We start from the raw sequence: 17848 nt of genomic DNA on the forward strand, positions 1-17848 counted from the left end.
GCTGGCGAACACCTGCCGAAGCTCTCGACGAACTGCTCAAACAGAATATAATCGAATGTGTTGCGACGACCGGTTGAATCCGCCCAATACTGTTCAGGCGACTACCACAAGCGCCTGTCCAAACATGGCAGCGAAGTATCGATGAGCGGAAAAGGCAATTGCTACGACAATTCCATGGTTGAAACATTCTTCAAACCGCTCAAGGCAGAGCTCATCTGGCGCAACCCTTGGCAATCCAGACGCCAAGCCGAAGGGGCGATTATCCACCATATAAACGGGATTTGAAATCCACGACGGCGGCACTCGTCGTTAGATTTCAAAAGCCCCTTGGCCTTCGAACGAAAGGCTGCCTAAATGAGTTGAGAGGCAGGAAAGTTTGCGCGACAAGACCCATCGAGCCCAAGTTACTATAATATCAGACCGCGCCGCCGACCAGATTGAATTGTTGGGATCTCACTGGCATGCAGTGATGCCGCCGGGGCGGGTCGGAAGTGCCCTGCCTCCCGCGAAACCTTTCAGCGCGACATAGAAATTTCTCTGGAGGGCAGTTCGATCGAACTCAGCTTGAGTAAATCAAGGCCTAGAATTTCAGTCCAGAAAAGCCTTTTCCACCACAAATTGCGCCGGGGCGGAATTGGCACCTTCCTCAAGTCCCGACGCTTCGCATAGCGCCATGATCTCCTTGTTGAGGGCAAGGTTGCCGCAGACCATCACGCGGTCCTCTTCGGGCGACAACGACTGCAGGCCCAGCGCCTCGAACACCCGACCCGACCGAATGTGATCACTGATCCGTCCCTCGTGGGCCGAAGGTTCGCGCGTGGTCGTTGGATAGTAGAGCAGTTTGTCCGCTACCAGCTCTCCGATCAGCGGATCGTCTGGCAGGGCAGAGACTATTTCAGCGCCATAGGCCAGTTCCGCGACAGTGCGGCAGGTGTGCGCCAGAATGACCTGATCGTATTGTTCCCAGGTTTCAGGATCGCGCAAGAGCGAAGCAAAGGGCGCCACACCGGTGCCGGTGCAGATCAGCCAGAGCCGTTTTCCAGGCAGCAAGGCGTCATGTACCAGCGTGCCCACGGGTTTGGGCCGCAGAATGATTTCGTCCCCGGCAACGATCTCTTGCAGGCGCGATGTCAACGGGCCATCGGGCACCTTGATGGAATAGAACTCCAACTCTTCATCCCAAGAGGGTGAGGCGATGGAATAGGCGCGCAGCAGAGGTTTTCCGTCGTCCTTGAGTAAACCGATCATCACGAATTCACCTGAGCGAAACCGCAAGGACGTAGGCCGCGTGATGCGGAAGGAAAACAAGGTGTCCGACCAGTGATGGACCGAAGTAACGGTCTGCGCATCGGGCACGACCCTGAAGGTGGGCTTGGTTTGCACATTCATGCGGGACATCCTTTCAGACGGCTTCAGCGGCGGGCTTGTCGGAAAACAGCAAGTCGAGCTTGCCAGGCTGGCCGTCCAGCGCGTCGGCCTCGGGCAGCGGTTCCTTGGCGTCGGCGATGACGGGCCAGAGGGCGGCGTATTTCCCATTGAAGGCAACCCATTTTTCCATCCCGTCCTCAGTGTCGGCGCGGATCGCGTCCGCCGGGCATTCCGGTTCGCAAACCCCGCAGTCGATGCATTCTGTAGGGTCGATCACCAGCATGTTCTCGCCCTCGTAAAAGCAGTCCACCGGACAGACCGACACGCAGTCGGTGTATTTGCAAGCAATGCAGTTGTCGGTCACGACATAGGTCATATTGGGGCACCTTTCCTGTTTGCAGCCGACTCTGCTGCGCTGCGGCGCGCCTGTCCGTCAATAAATTGCTATTGCCTGATTCTGCGGCGCGGCATTCTGGATCCGATATCGAACAGGACCACAGGAAGGCCCCGAAATGATCGACACACTCGCAGCAACTCCGGATTGCCGCGCCTTGACCGTCACTTGGGACACCGGAAAGGAATCGACTCTGACCGCCGAAACCCTGCGCCGCGAGGCGCGCGATGCCTATTCCATCCGCGAACGGATCGACTTTGGGGTGGTGCGGGTGATCCCGGATATTGCGATCACGGCTCTTGTGCAGGTCGGACATGGGGGCGTGAACGTCCATTTTTCAGACGGACACGACCGCGCGATCTATCCATTCGAGTATCTGCGCGAACTCGTCGACCGCTTTGACAACTAATTGACAGAAGCCTTGCCGCAGCGCGGCGCAGGCTGGTCCCAGCAACCCGAAGGAAGCCAAAGATGGACGAGATACTGGACGGACTGACGCAGATCGACTGCGACATCCTGGTGATCGGGGGCGGCACCGCCGGACCGATGGCCGCCCTGAAGGCCAAGAAGAAGAACCCCGAGGCGAATGTCGTCCTGCTCGACAAGGCGAACGTAAAACGTTCTGGCGCAATTTCGATGGGGATGGACGGGCTGAACAATTCGGTCATCCCGGGCTATGCCACACCCGAGCAGTACACCAAGGAAATCACCATCGCGAACGATGGCATTTGCGATCAGGCCGCCGTCTATCGCTATGCCGAGGAATGCTACGGCATCATCAAGGAACTCGACAGCTTTGGCATCCGGTTCCAAAAGGATCAGAACGGCGAATACGACGTCAAGAAGGTGCACCATATCGGCACCTACGTCCTACCGATGCCCAACGGCGACACGGTGAAAAAGGCCCTGTACCGCCAGCTGCGCAAGGCGCGTATCAACATCGTGAACCGCTATATGGCGACCCGGCTGCTGACCGGCGAGGGGCGCGTCGCGGGCGCGATCTGCGTCAACACCCGCACCGCCGAGTTCCTTGTTGTACGCGCCAAGGCGGTGATCATGGGGCTGGGTGCTGCGGGTCGTCTGGGGCTGCCGACCAGCGGCTATCTGTATGGCACCTATGAAAACGCCAGCAACTCGGGCGAAGGCTATGCCATGGCCTTTCACGCCGGTGCGGGCCTTGCGAACCTGGAATGCTACCAGATCAACCCACTGATCAAGGATTACAACGGTCCGGCCTGTGCCTATGTGGCCGGTCCGCTGGGCGGATATACCGCCAACGCGGCCGGTGAACGGTTCATCGAATGCGACTACTGGTCCGGCCAGATGATGCAGGAATTCTATGACGAATTGCAGGGCGGCAAGGGGCCGGTGTTCCTCAAGCTCGATCACCTGGCCGAAGAGACCGTGGCCGAGATCGAGCGTGTTCTGCACATCGTTGAACGGCCCACGCGCGGACATTTCCACGCCGGGCGCGGCACGGATTACCGCAAGACGATGATCGAAATGCATATCTCGGAAATCGGCTTTTGCTCGGGCCATTCGGCCAGTGGCGTGTTCGTCGATGAAAACGCCCGCACCACGATTGCCGGGCTTTATGCTGCGGGTGACATGGCTAATGTGCCGCACAACTACATGCTCGGCGCCTTTACCCACGGCGCCTTTGCCGGAGAGGATGCCGCCGACTACATCAAGGACATGGATTTCGCCGAATTCGACCACGCCGAAGTCGAGGCCGAGCGTATCCGCGTCTTGGCCCCAACCAAGCGCGACGATGGCATTCCCCCAAACCAGATCGAATACAAGACCCGGCGTCTGGTGAACGACTACCTCCAGCCGCCTAAGGTCACCGCCAAGATGCAGCTGGCGCAGAAACGGTTCGCCGAGGTGCGCGAGGATATGGAGCAGGGGATGTATGTGCGCGATGCCCATGAGCTGATGCGCGCGCTTGAAGCGTCAACGATCCTCGATTGTGCCGACATGGCCGCCGCGGCCTCTCTCTACCGCACCGAAAGCCGCTGGGGGTTGTATCACAACCGCGTGGAATACGAACGCGACGACGAAAACTGGTTCTGCCACACGATCCTGACCAAGGGGGCCGATGGCCAACCCGCGCACGCCAAGAAGGCCGTGCAGCCCTATGTCGTCGACATCGCGGACGAGGAGAAGGACGCCTATTACAACCAGCGCGTCGATCCCTCGGTTGCCGCAGAATAAGGAGCGATTTCATGCCTTTGTCCCAAACCGCCACAATGGTCCCCGTCACAGTCAACAAGGATCTCTGCATCGCCGACAAGGGCTGCACTGTCTGCGTCGATGTCTGCCCGCTGGACGTTCTGCGCATCGCCGTGACCGATGACGGGACCAAGACCGCCTACATGAAGTACGACGAATGTTGGTACTGCATGCCCTGCGAGGCGGACTGCCCGACCGGCGCCGTCACCGTCAATCTTCCCTATCTCCTGAAGTGAGGGCCAGATGAGCGCATTATTCGAAGAATTCGACGATATCGCGGATCTGGCACTGGGTCTGGACGATCCTTCGTCCGGGACACGGATCATGGCGGTAATCGATCTTGCCGACAGCGCCGATCCCGCCGCTATCCCCTATCTGACTTTGGCCATCAGTGATCCCGATGCCGGTGTACGCAGGCAGGCCGCTTTGGCGTTGACCTCGTTCGACGGGCCTCAGACGGCTGGCGCGCTTGTCATCGCCCTGTCGGACAGTGATCCGGCGGTGCGCGAAGCGGCGGCAATCAGCCTGACCGAGCTCAAGGATCCAGAGGCCGGCAACGCGATCCTTCCGCATCTGGGTGATACGGACGAATTCAAGTTGCTGTCCTGCTTTGCAGGGATCAAGGAACTGCGCCGCGCCGAGGCTATGGTCCCGGCCATCGCGGCGCTTTCGCACAGTTCTGCTGTTGTCCGGGTGCAGGCGGTCGGGGTTGTCGGCTGGTTGCAGGACGAGGCATCCTTGCTCCCACTGTGTGATGCGGCGGATGACGATGATCCTGCCGTGCGCCGTGCAGCCCTTGCCGCACTGGGGTTTTCAAAATCGGACACCGCGCAAAAGGCCCTGATGGATGCCCTGAGGGACCCGGAGTGGCTGGTGCGTGAAGCCGCCGCCGAAACACTGGCAAAATCCGGCAGCCCGTCCTGTGTCCCGGCTTTGCGCTCGGTGCTGACCGACGACTTCTGGCAGGTGCGGCTCAAGGCTGTACGTTCCCTTGGCAAGCTGGGCGCGACCGAGGCGGCAATGCAGATCGGCGCGATGATGGAGCTGAACCTGCCCAATCTGCGTAAGGAATGTGCCGCCGTTCTGGGCGAGCTGGCAGTACCGCAGACCCGGATCTTTCTGATGCCGTTCGAGGACGATACAGACCCCGATGTGCGCAAGAACGTGCGTTGGGCACTGGGGCGGATCGACAAGACCGCCGCCTGATCTGACTAAAAATATAACAGTGTCTGGCTCCTCGAACCGCAAGGTTCTGGGGGCCTTTTGTGACCTTGATAATCCGAATTAAGCAATTGAAATATATATAGAAAATAAAAATTTCTCTAATGGTGATTCGCCCCAATTTCGGGGGGTTTCAGCAAGATAAACGCGCAGCACCACAGGGATTTGGTAGAAATTTTAAGCAAACCTTGAATCAGTCGATCACATTGCGCGGGCGCCGCTATGAGGATTGCCTGTGGCCCCGGATACTGGATCCACAAACAGAAAAAGAAACCGATCCCATCCGACAGGAGCGAGACATGACCTTTCCAATTCTACGCGCCAGCCTGATCTCGGCCGCCATAGCGACCTTGGCCAGCACGGTCTCTGCCGAAACCATTTCCATCGCCATCGGCCACCAGTCGATGTGTACCGACACATACACCGCAGGCATCGTGGTCAAGGAACTTGGCCTGCTGGAAAAGAACCTGCCGCATGACGGCAAATATGCCGACGCCGACTATGAGGTCAGCTGGGCTGACTACAGCTCGGGCGGGCCGATCACCAATCAGATGATGGCGAACAAGCTGAACTTTGGCGTGATGGGGGATTACCCGCTGATCGTGAACGGCGCCAAGTTCCAGGAAACCGACAGCCTACGGACGCTGTATGTTGCGGGCACGGGCTACAACGTCAAGGGATCGGGAAATTCCATCGTCGTGCCGGTCGATAGCGACATCTATTCCATCGAACAGCTGGCCGGAAAAGAGGTCTCGACACCTGTCGGCTCTGCTGCCTGGGGCATGCTGCTCAAGGCAATGCAGGACAACAACATCCCGACCGCCGACTATGTGCTGAAGAACCAGAGCCCGGCGGTCGGCGCTGCCAATATCGCGGCAGGCAAGATCGACGCACATTCCGATTTTTGCCCGTGGTCCGAGATTATGGAATTTCGTGGCACTGGCCGCAAGATCTATGACGGCTCGGAAACCGGCGTGCCCTATCTGCACGGCGTCGTTGTCCGTCAGGACTTTGCCGAAGAATACCCCGAGGTGGTCGAGGCGTTCATCAAGGCGGTCTACCAGGCCGGGGAATGGATCCGCGCCGATCCGATGAAGGCCGTATCGGAAATGGAAGGCTGGACGGGCGTCGAGAAGGAGGTGCTCTACCTCTATTTCTCGAAAGGCGGTCACCTGACGCTTGACCCGACGATCAAACCCGCCTGGGTCGATGCCCTGAAGTTCGACCACGAGGTTCTCGTCAAAGAAAAAGCCATCCCGCCATTGGATTTCAACGCTTGGATCACCGAAGATTACGTCAAGGCCGCCTATGCCGACCTCGGCGTGGATTACGAGGCGGAAAAGGCTGTGACCGTCGACCCCAAGGAGAACAACGCCGGCCTTCCGATGGAGATCTGGCACGCACGCGACGGCATCTCGAGCTATCCGGACATGGCAGCCTTTCTGACGGCGCTGGCCGAGATGACCTCGACCGGGGCCAAGTTGAACGCCAGCTATGTCTATGACTCTGAGACGGGTCTGAAATTGTTCGGCAAGACCGCGTTCTGGGTCAAGGCCGGCGACACCTACGCCACCTATCTGCGCAAGGGTGAGGCCGAAAGCTATGCCACGGCCAACGGCGGGGCGTTAATCACCTTTGAAGACGCCATCGCGGATTTCACCATCGAAGGCTGACGTCCCCCTGCGACACAGCAAGACACGGCGCCCCCCCCCAAGACCGGGGGCGCCGATCCAGCCCGCAAAGGACAGGACCATGACCCAGGCCGTACAGACGCTTTCCGAAGAGCCCATCCCTTTGGGACAGACCGAACAGTCTGCGCTATCGAAAGACCCCGCGCCGACGGTTACACCCGGGCTGCTGCGCAGGGCGCTACATCCGGACCTGTTGCGATCGCTCGGCCTTGGCTTGCTGTCGCTGGCGGCGGGGGTATTATTCTGGCACTGGGCGTCGGCGACCAACCTCAATGTCTTTGTCAATTTTGAGAATGTTCCGGGGCCGGGCAAGGTCTTTGCCTCGTTTCTCGGTCATCTCGAGACCGAGATCTTTTACACGCATATCCGCGTCTCGATGCAGCGTATCCTGATCAGCTACTCCATTGCTGCCGCCCTTGGCATTGGGTTGGGGCTGATCATGGGCCGTTCCCGGATCGTGCGGGCCTTTGTGATGCCTTATATCGAAGTGATCCGCCCGATCCCGGCTGTCGCATGGATCCCGCTCGCGATTCTGATGTGGCCGACCGAAGAGGCGTCGATCATCTACATCACTTTTTTGGGCGCACTGTTCCCCATTGTGCTCAACACACTGCACGGGGTTGAACAGACGCCCGAAGTCCTTGTGCGCGCGGCGCAGTCGCTGGGCGCCTCGCGGCTGGCCATCTTTGCCCATGTCGTGCTGCCTGCTGCAATGCCGTCGATTTCGGCCGGTCTTGCTATCGGTATGGGCGTCAGCTGGTTCTCTCTTCTGGCGGGGGAAATCATCTCGGGCCAGTACGGCATCGGGTATTTCACCTGGAACGCCTATAGCCTGATCAACTACCAGGACATCGTGGTGGGCATGCTTGTGATCGGCTTTCTTGGCACAGCGTCCACGGCGGCGATCAAGCTGCTAACAAAACCGCTCCTCAAATGGCAAAAGAGGACACGCTGATGCAGGCCGCGATTTCCGTCATCATCGGGCAGGTGCGGCTAATCTGGCCCCGAATGCTGCTCTGGGGGCTGGCGTTTGCTATCCTGTCGCAGGCCGTCATGCTGCTGGCGCTGATCGCCCGTTTCGGGGCGCTGCCCAACTATGTCACCTTCTACCACTGGATCGGCAATGTGGCGTGGATCATCACCTCGACTCCCAGCTGGTCGGACATTCCGCCGATCATCGCCGACGAATGGCTGATCGAGATTGGACGCATGAACTATGATTACGGCACCGGCATTTCGGAATGGAGCCTCAATGTCATGCCGTCGCGGCTCATGTTGCTCTTTGGGTTAGGGGCGCTGATTGGCCTTTCCGCCGACCTGGTCCGCCGCGAGTCCTGTTCGATCCCAGCGCGGCGCGGTGCCACGCTGGCGACCGGAGCAGCGGCAATGCTGGTCGCAATGACCAATGCCACGATGAGTTGGGTGGTCTGTTGCGCCACGCCCACCTGGGTCGTCGGGCTGTCCATGATGGGACTGGGCGTCTCGACCTCGCTGGCTTTGGAACGACTTGGCCCGGTCTTCTCATATCTCGGCTTTGCCCTGCTGATAGCCACAATCCTCGGTCTGGCCCATCGCAAAAGTGCCCGTCAGAGCCCTTACAAGGAGACGACACATGCTTGACGTCCTGAAATATCAGCGCCCCGGCGCGCCGCGAAATTCGTCCGGCAAGGGTGCGATCCAGATCAGCGAAGCCTCCATCACCTTTGGGCGCGGAGTGTCCGCCTACCACGCGGTGCAATCTACCTCGCTGCGTATCCTGCCAGGCGAATTCGTCTGCATCCTCGGGCCCTCGGGTTGCGGAAAATCTACCCTCCTGAATGCCATCGCGGGCTATGTGAAACCCACCACCGGCGCAGTGTCGGTGGATGGTGTGGCGGTCGAAAAACCGGGACCGGACCGGGGCATGGTGTTCCAGCAATATTCCCTGCTGCCGTGGAAGACCGTCTATGAAAACGTCTCCTTTGGGCCCCGCATGGCGGGGGCAAGCCGGACCGAGGCCGGGTCGATCGCCAACACCTTTCTTGGCATGGTCGGGCTAAAGAAATTCGGCAGCCGCTATCCGGCGGAGCTGTCGGGCGGCATGCAGCAGCGTGTCGGGATCGCTCGTGCACTGGCGAATTACCCGTCGGTCCTGTTGATGGACGAACCGTTTGGCGCACTGGATGCCCAGACCCGGCTGATGATGCAGGAAAGCCTGCTCGAAATCTGGGCCAAGTTCGGCACGACGGTGGTCTTTGTCACCCATGACGTGGACGAGGCGGTATTTCTGGCTGACCGCGTACTGATCATGTCTGCCGCCCCGGGCCGCATCATCGAGGATCTGCGCATCGACCTTCCGCGTCCCCGCACAACCGACTCTGCCGCCCTGTCAGAATACATCGCGGCGCGGCAGCATTGCCTGGCGACGATCCGTTCGGAAAGCCGCAAAGCCTTTGAGGAACAGAACAAATGAAACCACTTGCTTATGCCCTTGCCTGTTCCGTTGGCCTGTCCGTTGGTCCCGCCATTGCCCAGGTGCAGGGCGTGATGCTGGACGCCCCCGTGCCGATCCCGGCCTTCACGCTCGCCGATCAGGCCGACCAGACATTTTCTGCCACGGATCTGGCCGACCATTGGACGCTGGTCATGTTCGGCTACAATTCCTGTCCAGACGTCTGCCCCTTTACCCTCGGCAACCTTGAGGCGGCGATTGCAGAAACTGCGCTGCGCGTGCGCCCTGACAACGTTCCTCGCGTGGTCTTTATCTCAGTCGATCCAGCGCGCGATGCTGATACTGTCACGGATTACGCGCTGTTCTTTCACCCAGATTTCCGTGGCGTAACCGGGGCGCGCGTCCAGATTGATGCCCTGATCGAGGCGACCGACAGCTTCTACCGTTTGATGCCGCCCGACCCCTCGGGATATTATGAGGTGCAGCATTCCTCGGCCGTATCCGTCATCGGCCCTGATGGTCAGCTGCGGGCCAAGCTGCAACCGCCCTTCGACCCCGGCGCGACGGCCGAATTCCTAGCGCGGCTACAAATCAACTACCGCAGGGAGTTCGGACAATGATGCGTTTTCTGGCCGCTGTCATTTTCGCCTTGCCCTGGATCGTTCAGGCCGACGGGATCGTCGCCGAGAATGCCTATATTCCTGTGGCACCGCCCATGGTCCACAGCCATTCAGCCTATATGTCCCTGCACAATAACGGAGATAAGGTTCGCAGCCTGATCGGCGTCGCTGCCCAAGAGTACGGCATGGCGCATCTGCACCAAAGCCAGGTGATCGACGGAATCGCGAGCATGTCGCCGGTCGCCCAGTTGGACATACCGGCCCGGGGATCAGTGGCACTGGCACCCGGTGGGTTACATGTCATGATGATGATGCCGAAGGTCGCGGTCCAGGCAGGGGAGGTTGTCCTGCTGACCCTGACCTTTGCTGATGGTGAGTTGATGACCGTTTCCGCCCTCGTAGAGGACCGGAATGCAGGCTCGTAACGTCTGTGTTGTCCTTGTCCTGATTTTGGCCGGACCCGCCACCGCCGGTTCCCTGCTGGACGAAGACTTGCCCGCCTATGAGCGCTGTGCGCTCTGTCATGGGCTGTTCGGGGATTCCCAGCGCGACAGGTTTCCAAAGCTGGCAGGTCAGCGTCCCGCCTATATCGAGGCACAGATCCGCGCATTTCTGAGCGGGCAGCGTAGCAATGACCGCGGCCAGATGGCAGCCGTCGTGACGGAACTGGGGCCGGGTGACATCGCCGAGGTGGTCGACTGGTTCTCGTCCCAGTCGCATCCTGCCCCGGTTCCCGCCGGTGACACCGAAACAGGCTACATCGCCTATCTTTCCGCCGGTTGCGAGGAATGCCACGACGAACGCGCCTCTGGACCAGAAAAAATTCCCTATCTGGCTTCCCAACATCCTGCATATCTGGCCAAACAGATGCGTGACATGCGCGACGGGCGCCGCCTTGGCGCCACTGTCGACGCAATGCAGGCGCAGCTGAGCGGGCTCAGCGACGCTGATCTGGACGCGATAGCGGCCTATCTCGCCGGGCAGGACAGGACCGAATGACCGAAGAACACGATCCTTCAACCAGTGCGATCTACCTTTCGGAATACCTGCTCGAGATCAACGAGGGCGCTGGATTTCTCGCCTCTCTGACCGAAGACGACCGCATTCGCGTGCGCCGTCACGGCATGCGCACGTCCGTACACAAGGGGGAAGGTTTGTTTTTCCAGGGTGACGCGCACACCGGCATATGGATCGTCGAGTCGGGACGTATCCGCACCTTTTATGCCGGCCCGTCCGGACGCGAGATCACTTTGGCTTACTGGAGCCCGGGACATTTCGTCGGCGGGCCCGAAGTGTTCGGGCGGGGGCGTCATGTTTGGTCCGCCGATGCGCTCGAGGAAACCGAGTTGCTGTTTCTATCGGGCGGTTCGATCCGCACGCTGGTGCGCGAAGTGCCGGACGTTGCCATCTCGATCATCGAAGGTCTGATCGCCAAGGCGAAATGTTATTCCGCGCTGTTGCAAATGCTGGGCACCCGGTCGGTGTTCGAACGGCTGCGCCAGCTACTGGTGATCTTGGCCGACACCCACGGGCGGCATGAAAACGGCGACATCATCATCGATCGCTCCATCACCTACGAGCAGGTTGCCTCGATGGTCGGGGCGACCCGTCAGTGGGTCACGCAATCGCTCGACAAGCTCCAGACCGAGGGCGTTCTGAACGTTTCGCGCAAAGAGATTATTATACACCATCTGGAGAGACTCGAAGAATGACGGCTACGGATATCGCCGCCCGGTCCCGCGACACTTGGGGACGCGTCCATGCGCTGGCCCCTGGCCTGGCGGTCTCCGCGACGGTCAGCCTGGCGGCGACAGGCATCGCGCTGCGTTACGGCGCGCCCGCGATGCTGTTCGCGTTGCTGCTGGGCATGGCGCTCTCCTTTTTGTCGACCGATGCGCGGGTTCGGCCCGGACTGGACTTTGCGGCCGGGACCTTGCTGAAAACCGGGGTCGCGCTTCTCGGCATCGCAGTTTCCGTCGACACGTTCCGGATGTTGGGCGTTGCAGCTGTGCTGAGCGTGGTGGCTCTGCTGGTGCTGACGATGGGCTTTGGAATATGGCTGGGCCGCCGCGCCGGGTGGAGCGCCGAGGCTGCGGTTGTCGCCGCAGGGGCGGTGTCAATTTGCGGAGCCTCTGCCGCTTTGGCCCTGACGGCGCTGGTCCAGGACAGGGTGTCACGTAGCCATACGATGGCGGTGATCATGATCGCCACGGGCCTGTCTACCATGGCCATGGTGTTCTACCCCGTCATCCTACATGCGCTGGGGTTGTCGCAGTGGCAGACCGGTTTCGTGATTGGCGCCAGCATCCATGACGTGGCGCAGGTCATCGGCGCTGGCTTTTCCGTGTCGGATGCGGTGGGCGAAACCGCGACCCTGACCAAAATGTTACGCGTCGCCCTTCTGCCTGTGGTGTTGCTCGCTGTCTCGATCACGTTGGAACGCTCGTCGCCGGGAACGCGGATCGGACTACCTTGGTTCGTGTTGGCCTTTGCCGCGCTGTTTGTAATCGCAAGTGTATTGCCGGTTCCCGAGGCTCTCCTGGCCGGAGTGTCGGCTCTGTCCCGCGCGCTGTTCCTTGTGGCGATTGCAGGCATCGGCCTGCTCAGCAATGTGCAGGAGTTGCGGAATGTGGGGGCGCGCACGTTTTACGTGTTGTTCGCGTCGACCGCACTGCTGTTCGGGACGGCCATCCTGCTGGCATTGCTGTTTCAAAATTAGCCTGGCACTGTTTTGAGGTGCTCGCAATTCTTTTAGGCGCATTAGCTGATGGACGGCGCTCCCCTGTCCGAACCCTCGCTGCAAATACCCGGGCCCCACTGGATCATCGTCAACGATGCCAGTTCATGCCTAACGAAGGGAGCCGCTCTGCAAGGGGCGACCGCATCAGGACCAAATGCCCGCCGTCTTAACCGCCAAAGCCCGTGCGTCCCGCGCCGAACTTGCCAAAGCCGCCGCGCGAGCTGGCTGTGGCGCGGGTCATCGGCGCTTTGCCAACAGTCGAGGTAGGGCGGGCAAATTGCGATGTATTGAGCTTTGCGGCACCGCTATTGCTCGAATAGGTGCTTGACCGCGCTGCATTGGTGAAACGCCCGTCCGAGGTCTTGTAAAGTGGCTGGCCCGCCGACATCCCCGTACGCCCGCCCAGCATGTTCCCGATTAGATAGCCCGCCATCAGGGGCAGGAAGATGCCACCTGATCCGCCGCTTGTCTCCGTCGCCTCAGACCCGCAAGCGCCTGCACCATGCTGTTCTTCGCACACTTCCAGACTGTCATAGCGGGGCGCGGATTCGACATGCAGCGTCTCGGCTGCGGCAAAAGTCGCTTCGCAATCCTGGACCGAGAACATGCCCCCGCGCGTTGCCGCGTCGGAGCAACTTTGCAGATCGGGAAAGGCGGCGGCGTCCACTTGCTCTTCACGGCAACCCGCAAGGGTAAAGGCGGCGGCGCCAAGGATCGCGATGGCAACCCGGTTGGAGCGTTTGGTCATGAGAATCCTGCTTCCTGGTCAGAGGGTGTTAGGCAGTAGATGCCTTTCACGCTGTAATATAGTGCGGCTTGAACCGGGATAAATCCTGGGTAATGCGCGAGCGGTCCTCGCGGATACCGATGCCGACGCAGGTATCGCCCACTATCCATGCCCCGATGACGGGACGAAAGCCATCGAACTGTGGCAAGGGCGCATAGGCCTGAATGATGCGCGGATGTTCAGCGTAGTCGGTATTTTGTGCCTGCTCGACGATCTCGCCGTCCTTGATGATCGTGACAGAGGCACCTTCGCGCGACAGGATCGGCTTGCGCACGTGACCGGCCACAAGCTGTGCTTCGGCCCGACCAAAGGCCGCTGCCACATCTGGCGAAGCCGCGCCGCGCCCGGCAATGGCCTCGCCTATCTCGCTTTCGAAAAATGCTGGCAGCAGGTTGGGGTGGCCTTCGAACATCTGCCACAGCACCGGCAAAAGCCCCTTGTTGGACAACAGCGCCTTCCAAGCGGGCTCCAGAAACAGACAGCCGGACCCGGCGATATGGTCGGCATAGTCGTCGCGCAGCAGGTCTTCCCACGGATAGAGCTTGAACAGCACAGCGATGCGGCGATCCTGATCGTCCAGAAACTGGCCTTCGTTGCTGATCGCGATCTTTTCGAGATCGCAGTAATGCGCCCCAAGCCCGGCCTCGCGCGCGGCCCAGGCCATGGCTTCAACGGTGCCGTAATCTTCGGGGTTTCCGGCGACGGCGGTGAAATGCAGGTCGCTGCCGCTCTCGAAAATCGCGGCAAACCGTGCGACAAGCGCCTCGTGGATGCCGTTGAACTGATCCCCCCCCTCGGGCAGCACGCCTGCGGCGAGCTGATCCTCAAGCCATTGCCATTGAAAAGCGGCGCTTTCATACAGCGACGTCGGCGTGTCGGCGTTATATTCCAAGAGCTTGGCCGGGCCAGTGCCGTCGTAGGCAAGGTCAAAGCGGCCATAGATCTCGGGGTCGCCCCGACGCCAGCTTTCAGCAACAAGGTCGCGATGGGCTTCGGGGATGGCAAGGCGCTGCATCAACTCTTCGCTGCCGATGATCTGAGCCACCGCTTCGCGGCACATGGCGTGAAGCTCGGTCGCGGGGTCTTCGATGTCGTTTTCGATCTGGTCGAGCGAAAAGGCATAAGCCGAAGTTTCATCCCAATACGGGGCGCCGTGCATGTCGGCAAAGGTAAAGCCCACCTCTTCGGCATGGGCGCGCCAGTGAGGCCGTTCCGGCAAGACGATTTTCTGCAAGCGGCTCCTCCTCGGCTCCTTGGGACCGTGTAGACGTTTTTGAATTTGGCAACCAGACTTGGTTTCATCCGAGCTGGGGGATAATTAAGCCGCGACACCTCTCTGTTGCAGCAGAGCGCCCTTAACTTGCTGAGCAAATTCTGGGTCCACATCCCCTTAGCCGGGGCTCCCTATCTTGCAGAAGGTGGTGTTGCCACCATGAAAGGGTCACAGTGCACTGATCTGGTCGAAAGGTATTGCCAAGTTGCCCAGCGTTATTGATCTGGATACAGATTGAGGCATGGAGATACCGTCGTCAATGCCGCGCCTGAAAGGCTTTCGTTTTCCCCGCGAGATCATCGCCTATCCGGTTTGGGCCTAGCCCCGCTTCGCGCTGAGCACGGCGGATATCGAGATCTATTGGCAGAGCGGGGCGTCATCGTCATCCGCGAATCGATCCGCCTCTGGCTCAATCGGTTTGGCGTTCATTTTGCGGCCTGCATCCGCCGAGATCAGCCAGCACCGAATGACAAGTGGCATCTCGACGAGGTTGTGTTCCAGATGGGTGGTCGGCTGGACCTGTCGCGCTTTAGTACCGCCCCCGGTGCTCGTTTAGGCCACCTTCCGTTCGAAAGCGGCCGGGCTTTTCCATCCCGGTGCTAAGTGTCGGCGTTGCGGATTGTAGAAGCCATTGATGTATTCGAAGATCGCGATCTCAGCTCGTCTACGGGTATCCCATGATCTCCGCCAGATGAGTTCAGCTTTGATGGTTTTGAAGAAGGAGAGAAGGGAAATAGACGACGGTCCGGCGGACTGCCGTCCCCGACGCAAGACCGCTGCGTTGAAGCTCCTATATTCGTCAAGCTGCTTTTTCAGCGGATTTTGGCACACAGAGCTGGCTGTAGATTTCACGAACGATGTAGGGTTTTAGGCAGCGAATGATCTCACTTTTGCTCTTACCGTCCTGCGTGCGTTTTTTTGACATAGGCCAATGTTGGTTCGTGGCTTCGCATTCCGACGATGGCCACACGATAGAGTGCCGCGTTCGCTTGTCGATTGCCACCACGGTTCAATCGGAACCGGTTTGTTTTGCCACTGGATGCCGGGATTGGACAAACGCCACAAAGCTTTGCGAACGCGGCTTCTGGGCGGATGCGCGTTGGATCATCGCCGACGAGGATCAGCATCTCCGCGACCGTCAGTGTCGCAATACTGTGAGATGCCATCAGATCTGATGCGCCTTCCGTGACAAGGCGTTCCAGTTCCTTATCGTGTGCGATGATCTCCTCATGCAGCCACAGCCAACGACGCACCAATGCACGCATCGCCGCTTTTGCGGAGGCCAATGTGTTATCGATGTCGCCGGGCCTGAAGGCCGCGCTATGCCGGATCAGCGCGACCTTCCCTCGGATTTGATCCAGCACGTCACGTAAGTCGGCAGGTGCGTTGATGATCAGCGTCTTCAAGGTCACCATGGCCTGTGAGCGTGATTTGACGAACTTGTCCCATAATGCTTCCTTCCAGGCCTGAGAAATGATCGCACCATCAAACCATGGGATCAAACACCTAGCAGGGTGCTGAAATAGTCCCTTCTGGACAACGATTTGAGAACATGATTCCTCCTCCGCAAGAGATCGGTGGGGGTCAAGATGCGCGGGACAGATGAAACGAGCGGGTCGCTGTTCAGCTATGTCGATCTTGAGGAACGCATTCCCGCCAGACATCCGCTGCGCAAGATCCGGCAAGTGGTCAACGATGCTCTCGCCAGCCTCGACGGCGAGTTTGTCCCGCTCTATGCCGATTTCGGCCGCCCCTCTATCGCACCCGAGCGGTTGATCCGCGCCAGCCTGATCCAGATCCTGGTCTCTGTTCGATCCGAGCGCCAGTTGATGGAACAGATGCAATACAACCTGATGTTTCGCTGGTTCGTCGGCCTTGGCATCGACGACCCGGTTTGGGTCGCAACGGTGTTCACCAAAAACCGGGACCGGCTGCTTACGACCGACATGTCGCGCAAGGTGATGGCGGCGATCCTGGCGCACCGCGAGGTGGCACCGCTGTTATCGGATGAGCATTTCTCGGTCGACGGCACACTGATCAAGGCTTGGGTCTCGATGAAGAGTTTCCAGCCGAAGGCGGAGGGCGCGCCGCCCGACGATCAGGGGCCGGATGATCCGCCAACGCCTTCCATCGACTCTGACAAACAGCCCACCCAATCCGAACCCGAGACCGAACCCGAGACCGAACCGATGCCCCGCTCCAATCACCGTAACCGTAACGCCGAGGTCGACTTCAAGGGCGAGAAGCGTTCGAACGCGACACACGCTTCGACCACGGATTCAGAGGCACGGCTCTACAAGAAATCACCCGGCACCGGTGCGGCGTTGTGCTTCATGGGACATGCGCTGATGGAGAACCGGCACGGGCTGATTGTTCAGGGAGACCTCACCCAGGCTGACGGCCATGCCGAACGGCGTGCCGCCTTGGACATGGTGCATCGCCATTCCCCGGGATCGACCCGGCGGCTGACACTTGGGGCAGACAAGGGGTATGACGCCGCCGAGTTTGTCTCCAATCTCCGGGAGGCCTGCGTCACTCCGCATGTCGCGCAGAAATCGCGATATTCAGCGATAGACGGGCGCACCACCCGACATCAGGGCTACGCCCTGTCGATCAAGCACCGAAAGCGGATCGAGGAAGCCTTCGGCTGGGCCAAGACCGTCGGCACCATGGCGCAAACCGTCTATCGCGGCGTCGAACGGGTGCGATCCCGCTTCATCCTGACGATGGCCGCCAATAACCTGGCCCGACTGCCCAGATTGCTGGCAGCATGAGGCGGAAGGCTACTGTATGGGGGACGAAAATCTCGGACCTTTGTTGACGAGCGAACGGCGCATTCACCTCATAGGGAGAACATCGTTCCCGAGCCGCGACTATTTCAGCGACCTGCTAGATCCTCTTTCGACACCACATCCGTGTCTCGGTGTGCCGTGATCCATTTGTTCAGCGTCGACATCCCGACACCCAGATCGTCAGCCACCTGCCTGCGCGTCAGCCCACTGGTCAGCGCAATGCGCACTGCATCTTTGCGGAATTCGTCCGTTTCAGTCCCATCGTCAGTCTCCTTTGTTGCAGTAAATGCTATCAAAGT

General features: G+C 59.8%; 19 protein-coding genes and 4 pseudogenes. 16 read left to right on the forward strand and 7 right to left on the reverse strand.

Features of this window, described 5'->3' with window-relative positions; genetic code table 11:
* Positions 1-81: 81 nt before the first annotated feature.
* Positions 82-354 (forward strand): annotated as a pseudogene (locus tag CHB75_RS22205) (integrase core domain-containing protein); the annotation flags it as partial.
* A gap of 234 nt (positions 355-588) precedes the next feature.
* Here the strand turns inward: CHB75_RS22205 and CHB75_RS19785 are convergent.
* Together CHB75_RS19785 and fdxA are read right to left on the reverse strand one after the other, a co-directional pair.
* Positions 589-1389 carry a ferredoxin--NADP reductase gene (locus CHB75_RS19785; RefSeq protein WP_425439523.1) on the reverse strand — a complete coding sequence of 267 codons (801 nt, stop codon included), beginning with the start codon at positions 1387-1389 and terminating at the stop codon, positions 589-591.
* Positions 1390-1402: 13 nt separating this feature from the next.
* Complete coding sequence (gene fdxA, locus CHB75_RS19790; RefSeq protein ID WP_089273711.1) at positions 1403-1744, reverse strand: ferredoxin FdxA; 342 nt, start codon at positions 1742-1744, stop codon at positions 1403-1405.
* A 136-nt stretch (positions 1745-1880) separates the two neighbouring features.
* Between fdxA and CHB75_RS19795 the strand changes: the two genes are divergently transcribed.
* The 13 genes from CHB75_RS19795 (at position 1881) to CHB75_RS19855 (ending at position 12676) form a co-directional block, all read left to right on the forward strand.
* On the forward strand, positions 1881-2171 hold the full coding sequence (locus CHB75_RS19795) for a DUF971 domain-containing protein (RefSeq protein ID WP_089273713.1): 291 nt from the start codon (positions 1881-1883) through the stop codon (positions 2169-2171).
* 62 nt (positions 2172-2233) lie between these two features.
* A complete protein-coding gene (locus tag CHB75_RS19800; RefSeq protein WP_089273715.1) occupies positions 2234-3976 on the forward strand; it encodes a fumarate reductase/succinate dehydrogenase flavoprotein subunit in 1743 nt (580 codons plus the stop codon).
* An 11-nt stretch (positions 3977-3987) separates the two neighbouring features.
* The gene (locus CHB75_RS19805) at positions 3988-4230 is read left to right on the forward strand and encodes a 4Fe-4S dicluster domain-containing protein (protein ID WP_089273717.1); all 243 of its coding nucleotides are present in this window, start codon (positions 3988-3990) and stop codon (positions 4228-4230) included.
* 7 nt (positions 4231-4237) lie between these two features.
* On the forward strand, positions 4238-5200 hold the full coding sequence (locus CHB75_RS19810) for a HEAT repeat domain-containing protein (RefSeq protein WP_089273719.1): 963 nt from the start codon (positions 4238-4240) through the stop codon (positions 5198-5200).
* Positions 5201-5514: 314 nt separating this feature from the next.
* Complete coding sequence (locus CHB75_RS19815) at positions 5515-6888, forward strand: ABC transporter substrate-binding protein (RefSeq protein WP_089273721.1); 1374 nt, start codon at positions 5515-5517, stop codon at positions 6886-6888.
* A 79-nt stretch (positions 6889-6967) separates the two neighbouring features.
* Positions 6968-7861 (forward strand): ABC transporter permease, encoded by an 894-nt coding sequence (locus tag CHB75_RS19820; RefSeq protein ID WP_176439221.1) that lies wholly within the window; start codon positions 6968-6970, stop codon positions 7859-7861.
* Positions 7840-8526 carry a hypothetical protein gene (locus CHB75_RS19825; RefSeq protein ID WP_141135157.1) on the forward strand — a complete coding sequence of 229 codons (687 nt, stop codon included), beginning with the start codon at positions 7840-7842 and terminating at the stop codon, positions 8524-8526. The genes CHB75_RS19820 and CHB75_RS19825 overlap by 22 nt, the downstream gene beginning before the upstream one ends.
* Positions 8519-9358: an ABC transporter ATP-binding protein gene (locus CHB75_RS19830; RefSeq protein ID WP_089273725.1), complete on the forward strand. Its 840-nt coding sequence runs from the start codon at positions 8519-8521 to the stop codon at positions 9356-9358. The genes CHB75_RS19825 and CHB75_RS19830 overlap by 8 nt, the downstream gene beginning before the upstream one ends.
* The gene (locus tag CHB75_RS19835; protein WP_089273727.1) at positions 9355-9957 is read left to right on the forward strand and encodes an SCO family protein; all 603 of its coding nucleotides are present in this window, start codon (positions 9355-9357) and stop codon (positions 9955-9957) included. Before CHB75_RS19830 ends, CHB75_RS19835 begins: the two co-directional genes overlap by 4 nt.
* On the forward strand, positions 9954-10382 hold the full coding sequence (locus tag CHB75_RS19840) for a copper chaperone PCu(A)C (protein ID WP_089273729.1): 429 nt from the start codon (positions 9954-9956) through the stop codon (positions 10380-10382). Before CHB75_RS19835 ends, CHB75_RS19840 begins: the two co-directional genes overlap by 4 nt.
* Positions 10369-10956 (forward strand): c-type cytochrome, encoded by a 588-nt coding sequence (locus tag CHB75_RS19845; RefSeq protein WP_089273731.1) that lies wholly within the window; start codon positions 10369-10371, stop codon positions 10954-10956. Before CHB75_RS19840 ends, CHB75_RS19845 begins: the two co-directional genes overlap by 14 nt.
* Complete coding sequence (locus CHB75_RS19850) at positions 10953-11669, forward strand: Crp/Fnr family transcriptional regulator (RefSeq protein WP_089273733.1); 717 nt, start codon at positions 10953-10955, stop codon at positions 11667-11669. The genes CHB75_RS19845 and CHB75_RS19850 overlap by 4 nt, the downstream gene beginning before the upstream one ends.
* Complete coding sequence (locus tag CHB75_RS19855) at positions 11666-12676, forward strand: YeiH family protein (protein ID WP_089273735.1); 1011 nt, start codon at positions 11666-11668, stop codon at positions 12674-12676. Before CHB75_RS19850 ends, CHB75_RS19855 begins: the two co-directional genes overlap by 4 nt.
* 187 nt (positions 12677-12863) lie before the next feature.
* Here CHB75_RS19855 and CHB75_RS19860 read toward each other — a convergent pair whose 3' ends face one another.
* Both CHB75_RS19860 and CHB75_RS19865 read right to left on the reverse strand, forming a co-directional pair.
* On the reverse strand, positions 12864-13445 hold the full coding sequence (locus CHB75_RS19860; RefSeq protein WP_089273737.1) for a DUF1190 domain-containing protein: 582 nt from the start codon (positions 13443-13445) through the stop codon (positions 12864-12866).
* A gap of 46 nt (positions 13446-13491) precedes the next feature.
* Complete coding sequence (locus CHB75_RS19865) at positions 13492-14718, reverse strand: glutathionylspermidine synthase family protein (RefSeq protein ID WP_089273739.1); 1227 nt, start codon at positions 14716-14718, stop codon at positions 13492-13494.
* Positions 14719-14998: 280 nt separating this feature from the next.
* Here CHB75_RS19865 and CHB75_RS19870 point away from each other — a divergent pair.
* Positions 14999-15270 (forward strand): annotated as a pseudogene (locus CHB75_RS19870) (IS6 family transposase); the annotation flags it as partial.
* A 39-nt stretch (positions 15271-15309) separates the two neighbouring features.
* On the opposite strand, the pseudogene CHB75_RS19875 reads toward CHB75_RS19870, so the two are convergent.
* Both CHB75_RS19875 and CHB75_RS19880 read right to left on the reverse strand, forming a co-directional pair.
* Positions 15310-15480 (reverse strand): annotated as a pseudogene (locus tag CHB75_RS19875) (IS3 family transposase); the annotation flags it as partial.
* Between the two features lie 173 nt (positions 15481-15653).
* A complete protein-coding gene (locus tag CHB75_RS19880; protein WP_245841082.1) occupies positions 15654-16163 on the reverse strand; it encodes a transposase in 510 nt (169 codons plus the stop codon).
* Between the two features lie 183 nt (positions 16164-16346).
* Between CHB75_RS19880 and CHB75_RS19885 the strand changes: the two genes are divergently transcribed.
* Positions 16347-17531, forward strand: coding sequence for an IS5 family transposase (locus CHB75_RS19885; protein ID WP_089273741.1), 1185 nt, complete (start codon positions 16347-16349; stop codon positions 17529-17531).
* A gap of 113 nt (positions 17532-17644) precedes the next feature.
* Here the strand turns inward: CHB75_RS19885 and CHB75_RS19890 are convergent.
* Positions 17645-17842: pseudogene (locus CHB75_RS19890) on the reverse strand (transposase); the annotation flags it as partial.
* Between the last annotated feature and the right edge of the window lie 6 nt (positions 17843-17848).

Origin of the sequence: Puniceibacterium sediminis (assembly GCF_900188035.1) — a bacterium.
GTDB lineage: Bacteria > Pseudomonadota > Alphaproteobacteria > Rhodobacterales > Rhodobacteraceae > Puniceibacterium > Puniceibacterium sediminis.